Source organism: Pedobacter nutrimenti (assembly GCF_003208655.1).
GTDB lineage: Bacteria > Bacteroidota > Bacteroidia > Sphingobacteriales > Sphingobacteriaceae > Pedobacter > Pedobacter nutrimenti.
On sequence record NZ_QKLU01000004.1, the window covers coordinates 226297 to 243087 of the forward strand.

The window sequence follows — 16791 nt, forward strand, 5'->3', positions numbered from 1 at the left end:
ATACAATTCAATACCTTTTGCTCGTTTTCTGGTTAAAAAACACCGTTAAATATCGCTTTATCGTTTATTTAATTTAAACACTGCGGCTTCCAGTGCTGCATCCTTAACCAGTAGGTTCTTAAGCTGCTCAGGTCCTGTATTGACATCGGGGCTTATGCCTATATTTTCCAGGTTCCGGCCACTTGCACTGGTAAATATTTCATTAGATAAAGTAAATTCCCAACCGTTTGGCAATTGCTTTGGCAATGCGTCTGAAAAAATACCTTGAGTTTTATGACCGATGCGGATGAAATTTTTAAACGCCATTGTCCCCAAAGTAAAAGTTTCAGCAGCGCTGGCGGTATGATTACTGGTCAATAGCACCACAGGCTTTTTATAGGTGACTTCGGCTGGTTCGACAAATATTTCCTGTTTTGCGGTAAGCCCTTTCCCAATCCAGGCCTGTTTGTTGAAGACTAAAGTCTTTGCTGCGACAAAATGCTTCAGCAATTCCAGTGATACCGCATCAAATCCTCCATCGTTAAACCTTAAATCTAAAATAATTCCTTTGGTGCCACGCAATTCATTCAGCGCCCTGCTGATGATCTGACCAGCTTTAGCGGCTTCTTTAGCTTGGACATCAGTTTCTTTATAAACATGATTGCTGTATTTTTCCCAATATTTATCTCCCGTAAGCGAATCGGGAATATTAAAGTCAAGGTAGCAGATCATTCCATTAATCTGAATATAACCAATATCTCCTTTGATAACACCCCAATTGATCAGTCCCTTTCCTTCGGAGTTCCTCCCTGCGATGGTAGGGTCTTTTAAATTTTGATACAGCACATGATCACGGATTTCTTTTAAAGGAAGCACTTCCACCACTGCATCGGCTGTTTTTGATGGCGTCCCCTTAAGTTCTTCCGGTTTGGCAATAGTGGTATGCCCGTCGCCAACCCGGACTGTCATTTCGCTAAGCAGCCCGTACAATTCTGCAGGTGTGGTCTGCTTACTGATTTTAATTCTTGTATGGGTATATAAACTGTCCCAATTGATATTTCTTGTTTTGAAGTAGGCATAATTCTCCCGGAAAGTATGATAAAAGACATCAAAATTGTAAAGTGGGTCTGTATTTAAGTTCCCCTTGATCTTGCAGTGATCTGGTAAACCAGCTATTCGTATTAACCTGTATGTCGTGATGCCACTGCTGAGCATCAGGGTATCTTGGGCGATCTGTTTGAATTGTCCTAAAAAACCCAGGTCTTTAAGTTTTAACTTTTCCTTGGAGACACAGCTGAAGCTGGTGGTGTCATAAAGATTTACAGCGCTATCCCTGATGTCTATGATTTTTCCGTAACCTTCCATTTTCCAGGTTCCTTTCAGGTTTCTGGCATTTTGTGCACATGCAGAAAAGGTTATCGCTACAGCAATTAAAATACAAAGGTGTAGCAGAGCAGTTAATTTTAATTTCATGCCTAAAGTTAACTGCTATCGGATTTCGGAGGTGTTAAACATTGTTAAATGTAGTCTGCAATCCCTCACAGGCTTTTAAAATGGCCGTTTTTGAGCGTCTGAAGCTCGTGTTCCAATACGGAGTCAGGACGGATGGCTTTGTAATTTTACTTAAACAAAAAAGCCTTAGATTTCTCTAAGGCTTTTTGTGCACTGGTAGGGATTCGAACCCCAAACCTTCTCATCCGTAGTGAGATGCTCTATCCAGTTGAGCTACAAGTGCATTTCCGTTTCGCTAACGGAATGCAAAAGTAACATTAGAAATTGGAAATCAAAACTTTTTCTGAAAATAATTAGCCTGCAATTTCTTTAAATCTTTCTTAAAAGCTGTTAAACCCATAAAAATCAAACAGATCAGTCTGAAAAAAAAATCATCAAAAAACATTCCCATTCAGATTGATTCTATTTAGTCATTTTTCAGGAATTTATATTTATCTGAAATTACAATGAGATACATTTGAATATGAAAAAAAGAGATTTCGGTTTTGTGGTTGGGACCACCAGCCTTGCCTTTGTCGTTTCACAGCTGGATGTATCTATTGTAAACATCGCTTTACCTCAAATTTCCAAATCCTTTTCTGCCAACATCAGCGAACTGCAATGGATCGTTGATGCCTATACCATTGCTTTTGCAGTACTGATGCTTTCTGCAGGGGGCATGAGTGATTTACTGGGTTCAAAAAGAATTTTTCAGTTTGGATTATTCGTTTTTGGCCTGGCCTCCCTGGGCTGCGGGCTCTCCTGGGACCCCGCCAGTCTGATCGGCTTCAGGGTATTGCAGGGGGTTGGGGCAGCCACCATGATCCCAAGTTCGCTTTCTATTTTAAACCAGAGTTTTTCTGAAGATAAAAAACAAAGATCGAGGGCTGTTGCCCTTTGGACAGCTGCCGGCGGGGTGTCTATTGCCGCCGGGCCTATTTTAGGTGGTTTTCTGATGCACATCAGCAACTGGCGGATGATTTTTCTTGTCAATATCCCCCTGTGTATTATAGGCCTGGTGCTGAGCATTAAACTTATAGAAAGTGAACGTCATCCCGGTAAGGGTTTTGATATTCCCGGGCAACTGACCTGGATGCTTGCCTTGACCACTTTAATTGCCGCAATTATTGAATGGCATAGCCTGGGCTTTAAACATCCCCTGATCTGGGGCGGTTTGCTATTCAGTGCAGCCATGCTGCTGCTGTTTCTTTGGATTGAAAAAAAGTCGCCCTCTCCCATACTTCCCCTGGACCTTTTTAATTCCCCAACCTTTAATGTCTTGGTACTGGTTGGCATTATGCTTAACAACGCCTATTACGGGACCGTATTTGTACTGAGCCTGTACCTTCAGGATGTTTTGCATTATTCTTCCCTTTCTGCAGGAATGGCCTTTTTGCCGCTGACTGCGGGTTTTATCATCTCTAACCTGATCAGCAGCAAAGTGATGGCCATTTATGGCACAAAAGTTCCAATTTTAATTGGATTGACCCTGGCTGCTATAGGGTTTTCGGCCCTGCTGCTTGCTGGTCCCGCTACCCCTTACTGGCAATTGTTTTTCCCTTTCATTACCATTCCGCTGGGTATGGGCCTGGCTGTTCCCGCCATGACCACCGGCATACTGGCCAGCGTAGCCAAAACCCGTTCGGGTACAGCTTCTGCAGTATTAAATACCACCAGACAGGCCGCAGGAGCCATTGGAGTGGCCATTTTCGGCGCCCTGGCCAATGGGGGCGCTGTCCATATTGTGCATGCCATTACCATCAGCGCTGTTGTTTCTGCTTTATGTTTACTTGGTACTGCCCTGTTGATTTTCAAATACCTGCAGGCGCATTAAAAGACAAATGTTTTGGTTTACCGGCCCTCATTTACCGGATAAGGCCCTTCGGAAAAGGTAGTCTCATGGTAGCTCTTTGTTCCGACCAGTAAAGCCATTGGGCTTTTGGCCGGCTCCCCTGCCTTTAACTGCTCAATTGCAAAACCAAACGTATACCTGGGTTTCCAGTCCAGCTCTTTTTGGGCCAGGTCACTGACATATACCCGGTCAATTTGATCAAACATCTCCCAGCCCCGGTCTTGGTACACCTGCACATAATCCGGAAGCCGTCTTTGCAGTACAGCAGCTGCATTTTCATTCAGCTCCACTAAATCCGAAACGGAAAAAGGGCTGGCGGCCGAAATGATGTATTTCGAAAAACCAATTTTTCCGGCACGCTGGGCCGCCAAAATATGCGCGGCAACAGCATCTTCTATATCTACCCGGCGAAATAAATATTCATTTACTTTTGAATTGTCATTAGAATAACGCTCCCTTATTCCTTTCTGATCGTCGTCCTCGTTAAAAAAACGGGAGGTGCGGAGAATAATGCAGGGCAGCCCCTGGTTTCTGTGAAACAACTGGCAAAGGTTTTCTGCTGCAAGCTTAGTCACCCCATAAATATTTTTTGGAACAGGGACCAGTTCCTCTGTTACCCAAACGGCAGGGCCTCCATTTTCAGGCACCATCGCATCACCAAAAACACTGGTGCTGCTGGTAAACACAAAAGCGGCCACGCCAGCGGCCGAAGCTTCCTGCAACAGGTTTAAAGTCCCCGAAACATTCGTGTCTATAAAATCCTGCAGACTGTGGGTCACCACATGAGGTTTGTGCAGGGTTGCAGTATGAAATACCCATTGTACACCTGACATGCATTGCTTTACAAAAGCACTATCGGTGATAGAGCCCACATGAGTGGTGAAATTAGAGGCTTTTACATCCAGGCCAAGCACCTGGTAATTTCTGTTTTTTAATGTACGGACCAGGGCTTCTCCCAAATGCCCTGCACTTCCGGTAACCAATACCTTCATGCCTTAAAATTAACAAAAGTGGTCCATGCGACAAAACCAATCTGTAAAATCAGAGGGTAAATAAATAACCATTACACATTCTAACCTCCCAGAAACACCTGTCCTTCCAGCCAGGCCTTGAAGCCCGCTGCACGCTCCCGACTGATCACCGCTTCAATATCTTCATCCACCTGGGGCAGCAGCTGTATCACATAGCGGCTGTTGTAATAGGTGGTAATTTTCCGGATTGCATCGATATGTACAATCAGCTTCCGGTTGATGCGAAAAAAGAAGTTTTTATCCAGCATTTTTTCCATCTGGTCCAGGGAATAATCTAAAGGTACTTTTTGCCCTGCCTGGGTAACTGCCCAGGTAATTCCGGTCATAAAATACAGGTAAGCAATGTCCCTGGCTTTTACATAAATCAACTGGTTGTTGATTTTCCCTATAAAACGGCTATGTTCCCTTTTGAAAAATTCTTCCGCTATTTTAGAGATCTGCAGGCCATTGGAAGGGACCTTAAAATACGCATATTTTTCCATCGCCCTTTCCAGGTCACGGATGTCAATTGGCTTCATTAAATAGTCAACACTGTATACCTTAAAAGCCTGCAGGGCAAAACTATCATAAGCAGTGGTAAAGATCACCGGAATTTTGATTTCCCGGTGTTCAAAAAGTTCAAAACAATTTCCGTCCGACAGCTGAATGTCCATAAACACCAGATCGGCCTGCCCCTTTTCTTCGGCAAACCATTTCAGGCCTTCCTCTACTGACTCCATAATGGACAGTACGTCCAGCCTGGTTACACATTTTTGTAAAAGCTGCACCAGCCTTTCGGCATTGTGCCTTTCATCCTCGAATATGATGACCTTCATGATTTTTTATAATAGGAATTTTAACAATAAACTGATCTGTGGTTTCGATGACTTCTATTTTACGATCGCTGGTCAGCTCATACCTTTTACTGATGTTGTCCAGGCCCAGTCCTATAGATGTCTTAACCCCGTAACGCTTGCGAAAATCATTGACAATAAACAGGGTATCTTCTTTGTCATGTATAGCAATCCGCAAGGGACTGGCCGCAGAAAAACGATTGTGTTTTACTGCATTTTCCACCAGCATCTGCAAGGTTGCCGGGGGCAGCATCCCTTTATTTTGCACCTCCTCGCTAATGGAAATGTCAAATTCAATACTGTCCTGGTGCCGGATCCGGATGAGAAAAGAATACGACTCCAGAAATTCCAGTTCTGTTTTTACCGGCACCAGGTTTTCAAATTTCTTGTCCAGGATATAGCGGTAACTTTTGGCCAGCTGGGTAATGTACTCAGCAGAGAGGTCTGCACTCTGGTACACCAGATTGGTCAGCACACTTAAAGAATTGAAAAAGAAATGAGGGTCTACCTGGCTCCTTAACACATCATATTTGGCCTGGATATTTTCCCTGCGCAACCTTTCTTCGTTGAGCCTGGATTCCTGCCAGCTTTTATAATAGAAAATGGTCCCATTGTAAGCCAGAATAAGCAGGTAAAACATAAAAAGCCCAAAAATCAGGTCGTAGCTGAAAGAAGCAAAACTGCTCCAGGCCATATAATTTCCAAAAAAAACCACATCAAAAAGGGCATAACAGAAGCTGAACAGATAAGCCGTTAGCAGGCCATAAGCAAACAGGCCAAACACCAACACCAGCACCTTCAAAGAACCGGTCTTTTTGCTTGTTTTTTTTTCAATGCCCCTGGCAAAAGCAGTCCCACCTGCCCAGGCCAGCAAACCAAAAATCACAAAAAGCAGACTAAAACCCTCACTCCTGAACAGCACTGAACCGGACCTTGCCGGAAAAGAAAGGTCAAAAGATTTAAATACCAAACTGAAAAGGTAAAGGACCAGGATCCTAAGCCCATATACCATTAAACGGTCCCGGAGCACAACTTTCATGTTAAAAATATTGATGTTCCTTAAACCAGGCCAATGCCGCACCGATCGCCCTGGAAACCGGACTAAATTCCATATTCAGTTCACGCACAGCTTTGTCTGCGGAATAATAATTATACGCACACAATGTACAGGCAGCGAAGTAATTGAGTTTTACATTTTTTTTGCCCATCAACTGCGCAATACTGCCCGCAAGGCCAGCAATTTTTAAAACAAAAGCCGGAATACGCAACATCCTGGGATCCTGGCCTTTTTCTTCATTAAGCAACCTGAAAAAATCACCATAACTTAAATTTCTGCCCGCCAACAGATAACACTCTCCCTGCCGGCCTAAGGTCAATGATCTGGCTATGGCCAGGCAAACATCCTTTACAGCCACAAAATTTTTCCCTCCGGGCGGATAAAAAACAAACCGTTTGTTTAACCCGTGCAGAATCAGTTGACCTGAACTGGGTTTGACGTCCCCCGCCCCAATCATAAAAGTCGGATTGAGGACCACTGCCGGTAAATTCCTCAGTGCAGCCTGTTCTAAAACATATTGCTGGGCAATGTATTTGCTGCTAATGTAACCCGAGCTCAGGTAAGACAAACTAAAAGAGCTGAGTTCGGTGGAAGCCCCGGAACGGTTTCCAGGACCAATGGTATTGGCTGTACTGATGTACACCAGTTTTTTGACCCCATGCTGCAGACAGGCTTTTACGATGTTTTTTGTGCCCCTGACATTTACCCTTTCATAGACCTGCTCATCTACCCCCCACTGACTGGTTACAGAAGCCGCATGCACCACATAATCGCAGCCCTTTACCGCAGCAGCAACATGGTTTGCCTCACTGATGTCCCCGTAATAAACTTCAAAAGGAATATCCGGAAGGGCTTTAACATTGGCAAAAGGCCGCATCATCAGCTTCAGCTCATAGCCCTGTTCATACAATTCTTTTGCAGCATTTGTCCCCAAAAAGCCATTACCGCCTGTAATCAGTACTTTTCCTTTTTTTCCAAACATTATTTAAAAACCATATCCTTTCTAATCACCCTGGAAGCAATTTTAAGTTTGAGTTCCAGAGGCAAAAACCGCATCAGCAGATAGTTAATTTTATTCCAGGCGCCAGGTATGATCACTGCTTTACCTGCAAAAGTTTTTTGTAAAGAGATCCGAACTACTTCAGCTGTGGACATCAGCCCGATCCTGCCCCGGATACCCTGCTTTATGATACGGGCAGATACAGAAGAATTGGTCATCATTTGTCCCGGACAAACCACACTTACTGAAACAGCCGTACCATAAAGTTCTTCCTTAAGGCCCAAAGAGAATGAAGAAATAAAAGCCTTGGAAGCAGGATATACTGTTTTATAAGCAATCGGGGTAAAAGCCGCCATGCTCGATACATTTAAAATATAGCTCTTTTGCTGGCGCAGCAGGTGCGGAAGTAAAGTCTGGGTAATCTGGACCATACTCCGGATGTTCACCTGCAGGATCTGGTCCAGCGCTTCCATAGAGCTCTCGCTCATGGCCGCCGTGCCGCCGATCCCTGCATTATTGATCAGACAACTGACTTCGAAATTTTCCAGAATGTGGTTCAGGTGTTCCAATAACTGCATCCTGTCGGTCAGGTCAAATTCAAATACCTTCACATCCACATCGTATTCCTGCATAAGGCTTTCGGCCAGACCAGTAGCAAAACTACCCGGCAGGGCCATCATCAGGATGTTCATTCCACGCGCAGCACATTGGACGCTGAATTCCTTGCCCAGGCCCGAACTGGCACCTGTAATGAGTGTATAGTCCTGCAGCGCCCTATTCATGATCATAAAAATAAGTGTCCAGGCATTTTTTTACTTCCAGGAGCAACCGGGAATCTACATCGGGAAAAAGCTGATCTGAACTGCAATTAAACCGCTCCAGAAATTCCCTGATGCCCCAGCCTGCAAAACTTTGCCTGATTGCATTTCTGACTGTCCCGGGATAAAACTCTCCTTTTTCACAAAGGGACTCTTCTGCAAGATGCTCCAGGAGTTGTAAATTCACTTCATCCTGACTGTCCAGGACGGCATAACCAGACAATAAGCGCAACAAGTCATGAATAAAAATCAACTCTATCCAGGAACTGTAAAAGCCATACTGGCTGACCTGTTCTTTTCGGACCAGGCAGGTTTCCTTTATGCCCTCGCCCAGATAAGCTTGTTCTATTTTACCCAGAAAATGCCCCAGGAGCGTAGAAACATCAGCTTTTTCGATTTCATAATCTGCAATTACCAACATCATTTTTCGAACGGTTTGATGTAAGACAACAAAGTCCGAAATTCCCCCTACGACCTTCAGGTCTTTATTTCCTTTTACAGAATACGCTTTTAACATTACGTCAGTTTTACAGTGCCGAGCACCAAAACTGTTCATAAGTTTACAAGGCAAAAAAGAATCTGTGCTGAACTGCGGAGATTTCCGCCTGAACCGTATTAAATCATCATCAGGCTGTTTTGATCAGCCTGACATCTACCTGCAGGCGCTCAATGGAAACAACCTTCACCAGGTCATGGTAACCCGGAAACAATGGATTTAACAAATAATTGTATTCTAAAGTATTGATGGCCGAACGGACTTTTGCAGCAATATATTTGCGGTCATTCATCATCCCATCACCAATTTTACGGTTTTCAAGGTTTCCAATGGCCTGCCAGCTTTTCGGATAAGCTTTATCCGGAAGCATATAAATTCCATTTTCGGGTGCCTGGACTTCTATTCCCATAATATACAAATCGGGCGGGGTATCTTCTGCATCAAAATGCACCAGACTTTCCAGATAAGCCAGAGAGCTGTTTTCACTGCTGTACAGCATATAGGTGCCCGGATTGTTCCAGCGCCCGCCTTCCTTATAGGCGCCCATACCAGAAAGATCAGTGGCTCTTTTTTCTGATTTTGCAATACGGTAAACGATCATTAGGAATAGACCCCTTCTTCTATTCTTCCCAGAACCTGGTCTACCATGGCCAGGCCGGTTGGCAGATAAAAAAGGGCCAGCGGTTTCATATTGTTTAAAGCCCGGTTGGGTGTACTCAGCCAGCGCTGTACTTTGTCTTCATTTTCAAAAACTTCAAAGGCATGTTCTACAACTTTTGCCACCTCAATGACATGGGAAGAAGCATATTTATCCAGTTTATCTTCGCTTTTTTTGCGCTCCAGGGTTTTGACCGAAAGGTTCAGGATGTCTTCTGCAAAGTTCTTTTTAGACATACCCATATGCCCTACAAGGGCATCAACAGAAGCTTTTTTGATCCCGGTATTGCTTAAAGTAATCAAATCAAAATCAGACCGGATGTTTCCCTGTACCAGTTCCGCTCCACCTAAAAGGTAGACGATGTCATAAACAAAATTTCTTTTTTTCTCTAAAACCGCCATATCCGACATTTTTACCAAATATAAGGAATAAATGTCGCATTTGTTTTAAGGAAAAAGAATTTTTTCAAATCTTCACTGCCATAGGGTTGTCAGTGCCTTTTTCTTTTTTTGTGAAAACAGATTTTAAATCCTTATGTCCGAAACACAAACCATCCAAACACGAGAAATTGTCCAGAACTTTTACCAGGCACTTGCAAACAGGGAGCTGCAAAAATTGACCGGGTTCTTTGCAGAGCAAACAGACTGGGATATCCCAGGAGATCAGGAGCTGGCACCCTGGCTTGGCAAACGTGAAAACAAGCGTCAAATTAAAGCTTTTTTTGAATTACTCTGGCAAAACACAGAACCTGTTACTGCACAAATAGAGCATATCCTTGCAGAAGGAGATTTCGCAGTAGCGACAGGTCATTTCAGTTCAAAAATGCTCCGTTCTTCCCAGATTTATTCTTCTATATTTTCTGCACATTTTACCATAAAAAACGGGCAGATTGTCCGCTACCGCTTTTTAGAAGACAGCAACGGCCTGGTGGAAGCCTTATGTTTACCTTAAATTTTTACCCGCACTTCAAAATCGGCAGACATCTGTGCATTGTAGACCTTAAAGCAAATTTCCCAGCGATCCTTGAGCAGGTCTGCAATGCACTCCCTGAACAAACGCTCAAAGCTGTCAAAGTCGATTCCAGGTCTGCAAATGACCAGGTACTGGTCGTCCCCCTGCGCAATAACTTCCTGAACATCCGTTTTCCAGTGTAATTTAATGTCCCAGGGCAACCTGTTGAAATTTTGCTGATCAATCAGTTGACCGATGCGCTTTACCAGGTCCTGATCTATTTCGGTTTTACCACGTACAGACCACTCGCCTTCCAATTTTTCGATACTGCCCAACAACTCGTCCCCATCAACAATACGCCAGGGTTCACCTGAACGGAACTGCAACACCTGATAAACTACTCTTTCTGTCCCCGGAGGGAAATAAGCCAATTCAATCATACCACGAATTAATCAATATTTTCAATAGGGATCAAAATGTTCTTCTGTTTTTCGAATACTTTTTTGCCATAACGAAAGCGGAACCGAAAGGCATAAGCATCAAAACCAACCTCTTTTACAAAATCAATCAGTACAGGACGCAATAGCTCCATAAACTTCAGACAGTATTCGTCCATGTCCCCGTCAATAAATTTTGAGCGGTAAGCCTCCGAAAATTCCATCAGGTTAATTTCTATAGACTCTACCGTGTTGTTAAAAAACTGGGTTTTGTTAATGATGTTGTTGCGCAGCTTTCCATTTAGCCTTACAAACATCACCAGTTTTTCCTGCAATAACCTGATTGTATCGCGGTAATCCAGTTGCCAAAGATAGCCGCCCGGGGTAAATTCTAATTTGCGCATCATTTGTTCCTTAATTTCCTTACAAATCTATATCAAATAGGAAGTTAAGTCCAAATAAAATACTAATTATTTTAGTTTTATTAATTTTGAAAATACTAATTATTTTAGTTTAAAAATATTTTATATTTGCGTTAAGTCCTGATTATTTTGCAGGACCGGAACGATTAATTTTTTACCTATGTACCGCAACATCACCGATTTTTTAAACGACTGGAAATACGAAAGTGAAAACACTGCAAAAGTATTTTCTATGATTACCCATCAAAGCCGTCAGACGGTTCTGAACGAAAATGTACGTTCACTCGAACGCCTGGCCTGGCATCTGAGCCAAACCATTACCGATTTTGGTTACCGCAGTGGACTGTTAACCAGCGACCCGCTCGACAAACAGCCCATACCGGAAAGCATGACAGCCCTGACAGCCATTTATCAGGATTACGCCGAGCAGTTTGCAAAAGCCGTGCATTCCAAATGGACAGATTCTTCTTTAACCGATGAGGTAGACATGTACGGAAGTCCCTGGACCAAAGGCACTCTATTACGTATACTGATTACCCATCAAAGCCACCACCGCGGACAAATGACCATCATCATGCGTATGCTTGGACTAGCTGTGCCGGGGGTTTACGGTCCTACTAAAGAAGAATGGGCCGGCATGGGTATACCGGCACAAGAATAAAGAGGACTGTCACTGCAATTTCCATTTTTAGTTGCTTTTTGTTATGGCATAAATTTCATTACATTTAAGTTCAATTCTAGTCCATATGCAAACTCAAGCCGGCACAACAGAGAATTTAAAAGATGGTGACAAATGTATGGTTGTCAAAGGGACACATACTGGAAAATCCGGTACAGTCAGAGATATACACATCAGCAAAACCGGCCATATAACCATTACCGTTGAACAGGACAACGCGGTCAGATTCAAAACCCTGGGAAGAAATGTTGTCATTTCTCCCAGGTAGTCTTTTGATTTTCGATTTAAAAAGGCATCTTTTTTACGGTAATGTTGTGGTCTTTGGCATAGGTTTCTGCAAGGCCCCAGAGTTTCTCGTACTTTTCTGCAAAAGTTTTATAACTTTTTTTATCCAGTTCTGCTAAAGCATTGTTTATGGTATCAGCTGGCGCTTTTTGGTCAATCATCCGGGCAATCTTCAGGTGGTCTGTTTTATAGCTGTTTAAAACATAGGTATACAAATCCAGCGATGCATTGATCATGGGTTCTGTTTCCTTGCTGGCATATAAATCTTTGACCTTTTTAAAATTCTGTTCTGCCGAAGCGATAGAATAATTGAGCAGGTATTTCTCACAGGTATTGAAATCAGCACTTCCGCCGCCTTTAATATATTTTTCGTAGGTGTAAAAATAATCGGCACCAAAACGGGAAATCATATTGGTATTTAAAGCCACTTTGTCAAAATATTCCTGAGGGCTGTACATCATATTACAGCTGCCGGCCATAAACAGGAGCAGCAGCAACGTACTTTTCACCAAACCGCCTTTCAGCGAGGCAACTGTTTTTTTGGTCGTTACAAGGTTTTTCATCATGCTGGTATTTATCTTAAACACCAGCAAAATTGCAGATCCAGTAATAGTATTGCAAATAATGCCCTCCTACAAAATGTCTACATGTAGGTAAAATCGGCAACTGCAATGGGGTTTACATCTAGTTATACTACTACATCTTACCGGGAACCCCTCATTTAACGTTGAAAGTTAAAAGGTATAGCATAATCCCTTGTAATATTTTTTCCCTGATCCATTGCGGGAATAAATTTTTCAGGAATTAATCTAGCTACGCGCAATGCCTCCTGGTCTAAATCGGGATCTGTTTTTTTGGCGATTCTAATGCCTGCTATTTTCCCATGTTCATCAATGGTTAAGGCAACCATCACTCTTCCGTAAGCCCCTCTTTTACGAGCAGCATCGGGATATTTTGTATTCTCTCTTATAAATTTCATAATTGCCTCTTGGCCGTCCACATATTCAGGTTCTTTATCAACTTCAATAATATTGTACCTGGATTTTTTCTCTTCACGGCTTAAGGTGGCCAAATATTCCGCCTGAATTTTGTGTAGTTCTAATTTACCGTCTTCTTTGTACACAAAAACCTCACCTACCATATTATTAAAATAGATCTGCTTTTCTTCTAAAATACCTGCACTATTGTAATAGAAAAACGTTCCATTTCTATTCTCAGGTTTAAGAGAGGTAAAAGTACCCACCATTTGCGGTTTCCCGTCCGGGAAATGGTCAATCACTTCAAATGTATGATCAGACTTACTTTTTATAGTTCTGAAATAGTAATGTTCAGAGGGGACCGTAGTCTCCTTCCATTTGTTATTATACCATATTGTGTCAATAGATTGACCACATACTGAACCAGTCATTATAAAAAATAAACAAGCGGTCAAAAGAACAATATATTTTTTCATGAGTGTTAATTTAAATTGTCAGATTAAAACCTGTCATCCAAAATTATATTATTTTTTCTTCATATTATAAAGAAACAAGCTCTGATCTGGTTTGATATGGATTAAATAACACCTGATGTAACTGTATTCCAATGAGCGCTATTTTAAACGATAAAAGCTTAAGTGATTTTTATATCTTGTATGCTTAAATAACCAGCAGATGCGTTTTCTTTTGTTTATTACCATACTATTTTTAGCGGGTAAAACCCAGGGACAAGTTCCTGGGTTTACAGAACCGACACCAAGAGAAGAATTAATCATTAAGCTTGCAAATGAATGTTTTAACACCAGCAAATACAAACCAATTCAACGCCTGGCAATTTACCCCTTTAACAAAGTCAGCAGCATTAAATTGATTTCTTTTAAGGAGGATGACCTTATTCCGGTTCATAAAAAGCGTATCGACAATTCAAAAGTACTGGAAAGTTGTACCCTAAATACTGTCCAGACCAATGAATTAACCGAAATCTTATACAATATCGGCTACAACCCTGACATTAAACCAATTCTTCGTCTCCTATCAAATTATAAATGCTACGAACCCAGAAATGGCATTCTATTTCTGGATGCCGCAGGAAAAGCCTTTGAATTTATTGAAATCTGTTTTGAGTGCCACCGTACCAGAGCATCTTCCAAAAAGGTGGTTCAGGGCATTTTTTGTGAAGACAAATTCAGTTTGTTAAAGAATTTTTTCCAACAGGCAGGCATTCAATATGGAACATCGTCGCTCTATACCAAAACAGCTTATTCCGAAATACTAAAGCTGGACACTAATGATGTACTTCGCGCATTTCAGGAAAAACTAGATAACAAGGTACTCCATGGTGATAACATTGAACAGCTCAGTGATCTAGAAAAAAAAATATTTATCCTTTTAAATTCAAGAGAAATATATGATGGTTATAGTGGAAATAGCGGCCTGGCATCGTTTTATTTTAAATATACTGGCAGGTTTTACCCTCAGACAATAGACTTGCTTTCAGAAATTGGGGCCCGTCGAACACTGGAGGCTTTTAAGTCTTCTATGCAACAATGGCCAGAGGGCATTATTCCTGAAAACAGAGCAAACAGATTAAAAGTTCTTTTAAAAATTGCTGACCAAGCCATACCAATATGGCAAGGTATAGAAAAGGAACTTTACACTTATGAAAGCTCAGAAGCCTCGCAAGTATTAACCCAGAAGGAAAACCTCAAAGGGTTAATATTTAACTATATTATGTCCCATAAAAATGAGCTAAGCGATTAAGATTTTAAAAGCCTGCTGAAAGATTATTCTTCATCGCAACAGCCATAACTTAAATAATGAAAAAATCCGCGGGATTCAGAATTCACAGTTGATCAATCTTTTATCTCAAAATAAAATGTTGTCCAACCTTCCCTGTACCCTTCTATTTTCAGCTCACTGTTCATCTTAGAAATGAACTCCTTACAAAGCTGTAAACCATAACCCGAACCCAGTTCATTGTCCGTGCCATAATCGGACTGCATGTCACGGGTCGATAAAATCCGGGTGATTGTTTCTTCATCTATGCCCTTCTCTGTTGTATTGGATACAAAAAAAGTTTGTTGTCCAGCCATAGCCTTCAAACCAATACTAATCTGCCCGCCAAAGGGTGTAAATTTAACCGCATTGTCTATAAAATTTCGCAACACCAACGAAAGCAGGTCTGCATCGGCATGTACACTTAAATTTTCCGGACAATCCACACGGATTTCAATTTGTTTTTTAAACGCCAGCAAAGCAAACAAATCAATATGCTCCCGGATAAAACCACTCATTTGAATCTTAACCGGATCCTGTTGTTGCCCCATTTGCAGAAAAGACCATTTTAAAATGCTATCCAATACACTTCTAACCTGTTTTACATTGAGGTTAATCTGGTGAACCATTTCCAGATGCTCCTGTCCACTAATCAATTCTTCTTCTGCCAATTGGGCCGCGCTCATTAAGTTATTGAGAGGACTTCGCAGGTCGTGCGAGATCACCGAAAACAAACGGTCTTTAAAAGCCATTATTTCGGCCAGTTCAGCCGCCTGCCGCTCAATTTCCTTTTTTGCATGATTCAAATCTGTGACATCAAAAGAAATCCCTATATAAGCTTCGTCCATTGGGTCTTTAACCATGGTATCATGAAAATAAAGCTCCTTACCATCTACCGTGAAATGGTGAATCTGATGCGCAATACCCTCTTTGATCACCTGCTGTACCATTTCCCAGCAATAGGGATACAGTTCAAAGGAGTTTTTACCGATCACATCTACATAACCCGAGCCCAGCAATTTATGTCCCGCCCCACTGGAATAGGTAATTGTCCCGTCGAATTTGGCCCTGTACAGGCATATGGGAAGATGATCCAAAAATACCATTAACAAGTGGTTCTGTTCTTTGCATTTTGATTCCAGCTCAGACAACTGTTGTTTACTACCTGCCAATTCTGCTTCAAGCAAAACTATTCGTTCCCTGAGCCGACGGGTTTCATCGGGGTCTTCTGCCGAAGCGCCCGTTCCGGTTAAATGATTATTTTTTGTCATAACTGCGATGCTAATTTAACAAGAAGGGAAAGCACTGCAACCCTTTTAAAAAAAATTGACAGGGAATTTATGATGTAAAGAAAAACGTTACAACTTTTTAACCAGATTTAGAAAAAAGGCCTATATCTCTATATACATACAATGCATCCCACGGAGTTCATCTTTAAAAAAGGGAACATCCACCCTGGTTTTACTGTGAAACCTAAAACCCACCTTTTCATAAAAAGCAATCGCATTAAAATTCTGGTCAATGACATAAAGAAATAAAACGGTGTTCTTTTTGGACCGTGCCATTCCTATGACCTGTTGAATCATGTGACTACCTGTCCCCCCTCCCTTGTGCTGGGGAAGAATATAAATTTTCTTGAGCTCAGTTGCCCTGACAGCTTCTTCGCCGGGAAGGTTTATCCGGTGGTTTAATTGAATGAACCCTATACTGGTACCATTAACCTGGATAAAGTAGTATTCAAACACATCATTTTTTAAATTGGCCGAAAGCACTTCTGTACCAAATTCTGCTTCAAGGTATAACTCTAAACCATTTTCATTCCAATGGTGCCCAAAATTTTGGGCATAAGCCTGCCTGCAGATGTATTGAAGTTCATTCACTTCAGCCAGGGATGCCTTGATCAGTTGATTATTCATTTCATAAAATTTGACGTGCAATTTTAAAGATAATCTGTCAAATTAAAACAAATCATTCCTACTTGGAAATATTAAATATCTCTGACACATGGTCCGCTGATTTCCATTAAATTGCAACATTGTAGCATAAAAC

The 16791-nt window shown here is 41.9% G+C and carries 20 protein-coding genes and 1 tRNA gene; 5 read left to right on the forward strand and 16 right to left on the reverse strand.

Features of this window, described 5'->3' with window-relative positions; translation table 11 throughout:
- Positions 1–57: 57 nt before the first annotated feature.
- Together B0O44_RS12415 and B0O44_RS12420 are read right to left on the reverse strand one after the other, a co-directional pair.
- Entirely contained in the window at positions 58–1452 is a 1395-nt protein-coding gene (locus B0O44_RS12415) for a S41 family peptidase (protein WP_110830924.1), read from the reverse strand.
- Positions 1453–1640: 188 nt separating this feature from the next.
- Positions 1641–1714, reverse strand: a tRNA-Arg gene (locus B0O44_RS12420).
- Positions 1715–1954: 240 nt separating this feature from the next.
- On the opposite strand from B0O44_RS12420, the gene B0O44_RS12425 reads away from it, so the two are divergent.
- Entirely contained in the window at positions 1955–3304 is a 1350-nt protein-coding gene (locus B0O44_RS12425) for an MFS transporter (protein WP_110830927.1), read from the forward strand.
- A gap of 17 nt (positions 3305–3321) precedes the next feature.
- Here the strand turns inward: B0O44_RS12425 and B0O44_RS12430 are convergent, their stop codons facing one another.
- The 8 genes from B0O44_RS12430 to parS form a co-directional block, all read right to left on the reverse strand.
- The gene (locus B0O44_RS12430; RefSeq protein ID WP_110830931.1) at positions 3322–4314 is read right to left on the reverse strand and encodes an NAD-dependent epimerase/dehydratase family protein; all 993 of its coding nucleotides are present in this window, start codon (positions 4312–4314) and stop codon (positions 3322–3324) included.
- 80 nt (positions 4315–4394) lie between these two features.
- Positions 4395–5168 (reverse strand): LytR/AlgR family response regulator transcription factor, encoded by a 774-nt coding sequence (locus B0O44_RS12435; RefSeq protein WP_110830933.1) that lies wholly within the window; start codon positions 5166–5168, stop codon positions 4395–4397.
- On the reverse strand, positions 5143–6225 hold the full coding sequence (locus B0O44_RS12440) for a sensor histidine kinase (protein ID WP_110830935.1): 1083 nt from the start codon (positions 6223–6225) through the stop codon (positions 5143–5145). The genes B0O44_RS12435 and B0O44_RS12440 overlap by 26 nt, the downstream gene beginning before the upstream one ends.
- A gap of 1 nt (position 6226) precedes the next feature.
- On the reverse strand, positions 6227–7225 hold the full coding sequence (locus B0O44_RS12445) for an NAD-dependent epimerase/dehydratase family protein (protein ID WP_110830938.1): 999 nt from the start codon (positions 7223–7225) through the stop codon (positions 6227–6229).
- Positions 7225–8025, reverse strand: coding sequence for an SDR family NAD(P)-dependent oxidoreductase (locus B0O44_RS12450; RefSeq protein ID WP_110830940.1), 801 nt, complete (start codon positions 8023–8025; stop codon positions 7225–7227). Before B0O44_RS12450 ends, B0O44_RS12445 begins: the two co-directional genes overlap by 1 nt.
- Positions 8018–8578 carry a hypothetical protein gene (locus B0O44_RS12455; protein ID WP_110830943.1) on the reverse strand — a complete coding sequence of 187 codons (561 nt, stop codon included), beginning with the start codon at positions 8576–8578 and terminating at the stop codon, positions 8018–8020. The genes B0O44_RS12450 and B0O44_RS12455 overlap by 8 nt, the downstream gene beginning before the upstream one ends.
- 109 nt (positions 8579–8687) lie before the next feature.
- Positions 8688–9158, reverse strand: coding sequence for an RES family NAD+ phosphorylase (locus B0O44_RS12460; RefSeq protein WP_110830946.1), 471 nt, complete (start codon positions 9156–9158; stop codon positions 8688–8690).
- Positions 9158–9616, reverse strand: coding sequence for a type II RES/Xre toxin-antitoxin system antitoxin (parS, locus tag B0O44_RS12465; RefSeq protein WP_170123325.1), 459 nt, complete (start codon positions 9614–9616; stop codon positions 9158–9160). Before parS ends, B0O44_RS12460 begins: the two co-directional genes overlap by 1 nt.
- 133 nt (positions 9617–9749) lie before the next feature.
- Here parS and B0O44_RS12470 point away from each other — a divergent pair, with 133 nt between their 5' ends.
- Entirely contained in the window at positions 9750–10166 is a 417-nt protein-coding gene (locus tag B0O44_RS12470) for a nuclear transport factor 2 family protein (RefSeq protein ID WP_110830951.1), read from the forward strand.
- Here the strand turns inward: B0O44_RS12470 and B0O44_RS12475 are convergent.
- On the reverse strand, positions 10163–10606 hold the full coding sequence (locus tag B0O44_RS12475; RefSeq protein WP_110830954.1) for a hypothetical protein: 444 nt from the start codon (positions 10604–10606) through the stop codon (positions 10163–10165). The genes B0O44_RS12470 and B0O44_RS12475 overlap by 4 nt on opposite strands.
- Before the next feature lie 8 nt (positions 10607–10614).
- Positions 10615–11010 carry a hypothetical protein gene (locus B0O44_RS12480; RefSeq protein ID WP_110830957.1) on the reverse strand — a complete coding sequence of 132 codons (396 nt, stop codon included), beginning with the start codon at positions 11008–11010 and terminating at the stop codon, positions 10615–10617.
- Between the two features lie 175 nt (positions 11011–11185).
- On the opposite strand from B0O44_RS12480, the gene B0O44_RS12485 reads away from it, so the two are divergent.
- On the forward strand, positions 11186–11686 hold the full coding sequence (locus B0O44_RS12485; RefSeq protein WP_110830959.1) for a DinB family protein: 501 nt from the start codon (positions 11186–11188) through the stop codon (positions 11684–11686).
- An 85-nt stretch (positions 11687–11771) separates the two neighbouring features.
- Positions 11772–11972 carry an RNA-binding protein gene (locus B0O44_RS12490; RefSeq protein WP_110830962.1) on the forward strand — a complete coding sequence of 67 codons (201 nt, stop codon included), beginning with the start codon at positions 11772–11774 and terminating at the stop codon, positions 11970–11972.
- A gap of 16 nt (positions 11973–11988) precedes the next feature.
- On the opposite strand, the gene B0O44_RS12495 is transcribed toward B0O44_RS12490, so the two are convergent.
- Together B0O44_RS12495 and B0O44_RS12500 are read right to left on the reverse strand one after the other, a co-directional pair.
- The gene (locus tag B0O44_RS12495) at positions 11989–12555 is read right to left on the reverse strand and encodes a hypothetical protein (RefSeq protein WP_146229823.1); all 567 of its coding nucleotides are present in this window, start codon (positions 12553–12555) and stop codon (positions 11989–11991) included.
- Between the two features lie 155 nt (positions 12556–12710).
- Positions 12711–13442, reverse strand: coding sequence for an energy transducer TonB (locus B0O44_RS12500; protein ID WP_110830968.1), 732 nt, complete (start codon positions 13440–13442; stop codon positions 12711–12713).
- Between the two features lie 199 nt (positions 13443–13641).
- Here B0O44_RS12500 and B0O44_RS12505 point away from each other — a divergent pair, with 199 nt between their 5' ends.
- Complete coding sequence (locus tag B0O44_RS12505) at positions 13642–14727, forward strand: DMP19 family protein (protein WP_110830971.1); 1086 nt, start codon at positions 13642–13644, stop codon at positions 14725–14727.
- Between the two features lie 92 nt (positions 14728–14819).
- Here B0O44_RS12505 and B0O44_RS12510 read toward each other — a convergent pair whose 3' ends face one another.
- Together B0O44_RS12510 and B0O44_RS12515 are read right to left on the reverse strand one after the other, a co-directional pair.
- Complete coding sequence (locus B0O44_RS12510; RefSeq protein ID WP_110830974.1) at positions 14820–16013, reverse strand: PAS domain-containing sensor histidine kinase; 1194 nt, start codon at positions 16011–16013, stop codon at positions 14820–14822.
- Between the two features lie 120 nt (positions 16014–16133).
- Positions 16134–16658 carry a GNAT family N-acetyltransferase gene (locus tag B0O44_RS12515; protein ID WP_110830977.1) on the reverse strand — a complete coding sequence of 175 codons (525 nt, stop codon included), beginning with the start codon at positions 16656–16658 and terminating at the stop codon, positions 16134–16136.
- Between the last annotated feature and the right edge of the window lie 133 nt (positions 16659–16791).

Excerpts from the sequence above, each read along its gene's own strand:
- B0O44_RS12425 (WP_110830927.1), top strand. The coding sequence starts at position 1,955 with ATGAAAAAAAGAGATTTCGGTTTTGTGGTTGGGACCACCAGCCTTGCC.
- B0O44_RS12450 (WP_110830940.1), bottom strand. The coding sequence starts at position 8,025 with ATGAATAGGGCGCTGCAGGACTATACACTCATTACAGGTGCCAGTTCG.
- B0O44_RS12475 (WP_110830954.1), bottom strand. The coding sequence starts at position 10,606 with ATGATTGAATTGGCTTATTTCCCTCCGGGGACAGAAAGAGTAGTTTAT.
- B0O44_RS12485 (WP_110830959.1), top strand. The coding sequence starts at position 11,186 with ATGTACCGCAACATCACCGATTTTTTAAACGACTGGAAATACGAAAGT.
- B0O44_RS12500 (WP_110830968.1), bottom strand. The coding sequence starts at position 13,442 with ATGAAAAAATATATTGTTCTTTTGACCGCTTGTTTATTTTTTATAATG.
- B0O44_RS12495 (WP_146229823.1), bottom strand. The coding sequence starts at position 12,555 with ATGATGAAAAACCTTGTAACGACCAAAAAAACAGTTGCCTCGCTGAAA.
- B0O44_RS12430 (WP_110830931.1), bottom strand. The coding sequence starts at position 4,314 with ATGAAGGTATTGGTTACCGGAAGTGCAGGGCATTTGGGAGAAGCCCTG.
- B0O44_RS12490 (WP_110830962.1), top strand. The coding sequence starts at position 11,772 with ATGCAAACTCAAGCCGGCACAACAGAGAATTTAAAAGATGGTGACAAA.
- B0O44_RS12445 (WP_110830938.1), bottom strand. The coding sequence starts at position 7,225 with ATGTTTGGAAAAAAAGGAAAAGTACTGATTACAGGCGGTAATGGCTTT.
- parS (WP_170123325.1), bottom strand. The coding sequence starts at position 9,616 with ATGGCGGTTTTAGAGAAAAAAAGAAATTTTGTTTATGACATCGTCTAC.
- B0O44_RS12505 (WP_110830971.1), top strand. The coding sequence starts at position 13,642 with ATGCGTTTTCTTTTGTTTATTACCATACTATTTTTAGCGGGTAAAACC.
- B0O44_RS12480 (WP_110830957.1), bottom strand. The coding sequence starts at position 11,010 with ATGATGCGCAAATTAGAATTTACCCCGGGCGGCTATCTTTGGCAACTG.
- B0O44_RS12470 (WP_110830951.1), top strand. The coding sequence starts at position 9,750 with ATGTCCGAAACACAAACCATCCAAACACGAGAAATTGTCCAGAACTTT.
- B0O44_RS12460 (WP_110830946.1), bottom strand. The coding sequence starts at position 9,158 with ATGATCGTTTACCGTATTGCAAAATCAGAAAAAAGAGCCACTGATCTT.
- B0O44_RS12415 (WP_110830924.1), bottom strand. The coding sequence starts at position 1,452 with ATGAAATTAAAATTAACTGCTCTGCTACACCTTTGTATTTTAATTGCT.
- B0O44_RS12440 (WP_110830935.1), bottom strand. The coding sequence starts at position 6,225 with ATGAAAGTTGTGCTCCGGGACCGTTTAATGGTATATGGGCTTAGGATC.
- B0O44_RS12510 (WP_110830974.1), bottom strand. The coding sequence starts at position 16,013 with ATGACAAAAAATAATCATTTAACCGGAACGGGCGCTTCGGCAGAAGAC.
- B0O44_RS12515 (WP_110830977.1), bottom strand. The coding sequence starts at position 16,658 with ATGAATAATCAACTGATCAAGGCATCCCTGGCTGAAGTGAATGAACTT.
- B0O44_RS12435 (WP_110830933.1), bottom strand. The coding sequence starts at position 5,168 with ATGAAGGTCATCATATTCGAGGATGAAAGGCACAATGCCGAAAGGCTG.
- B0O44_RS12455 (WP_110830943.1), bottom strand. The coding sequence starts at position 8,578 with ATGTTAAAAGCGTATTCTGTAAAAGGAAATAAAGACCTGAAGGTCGTA.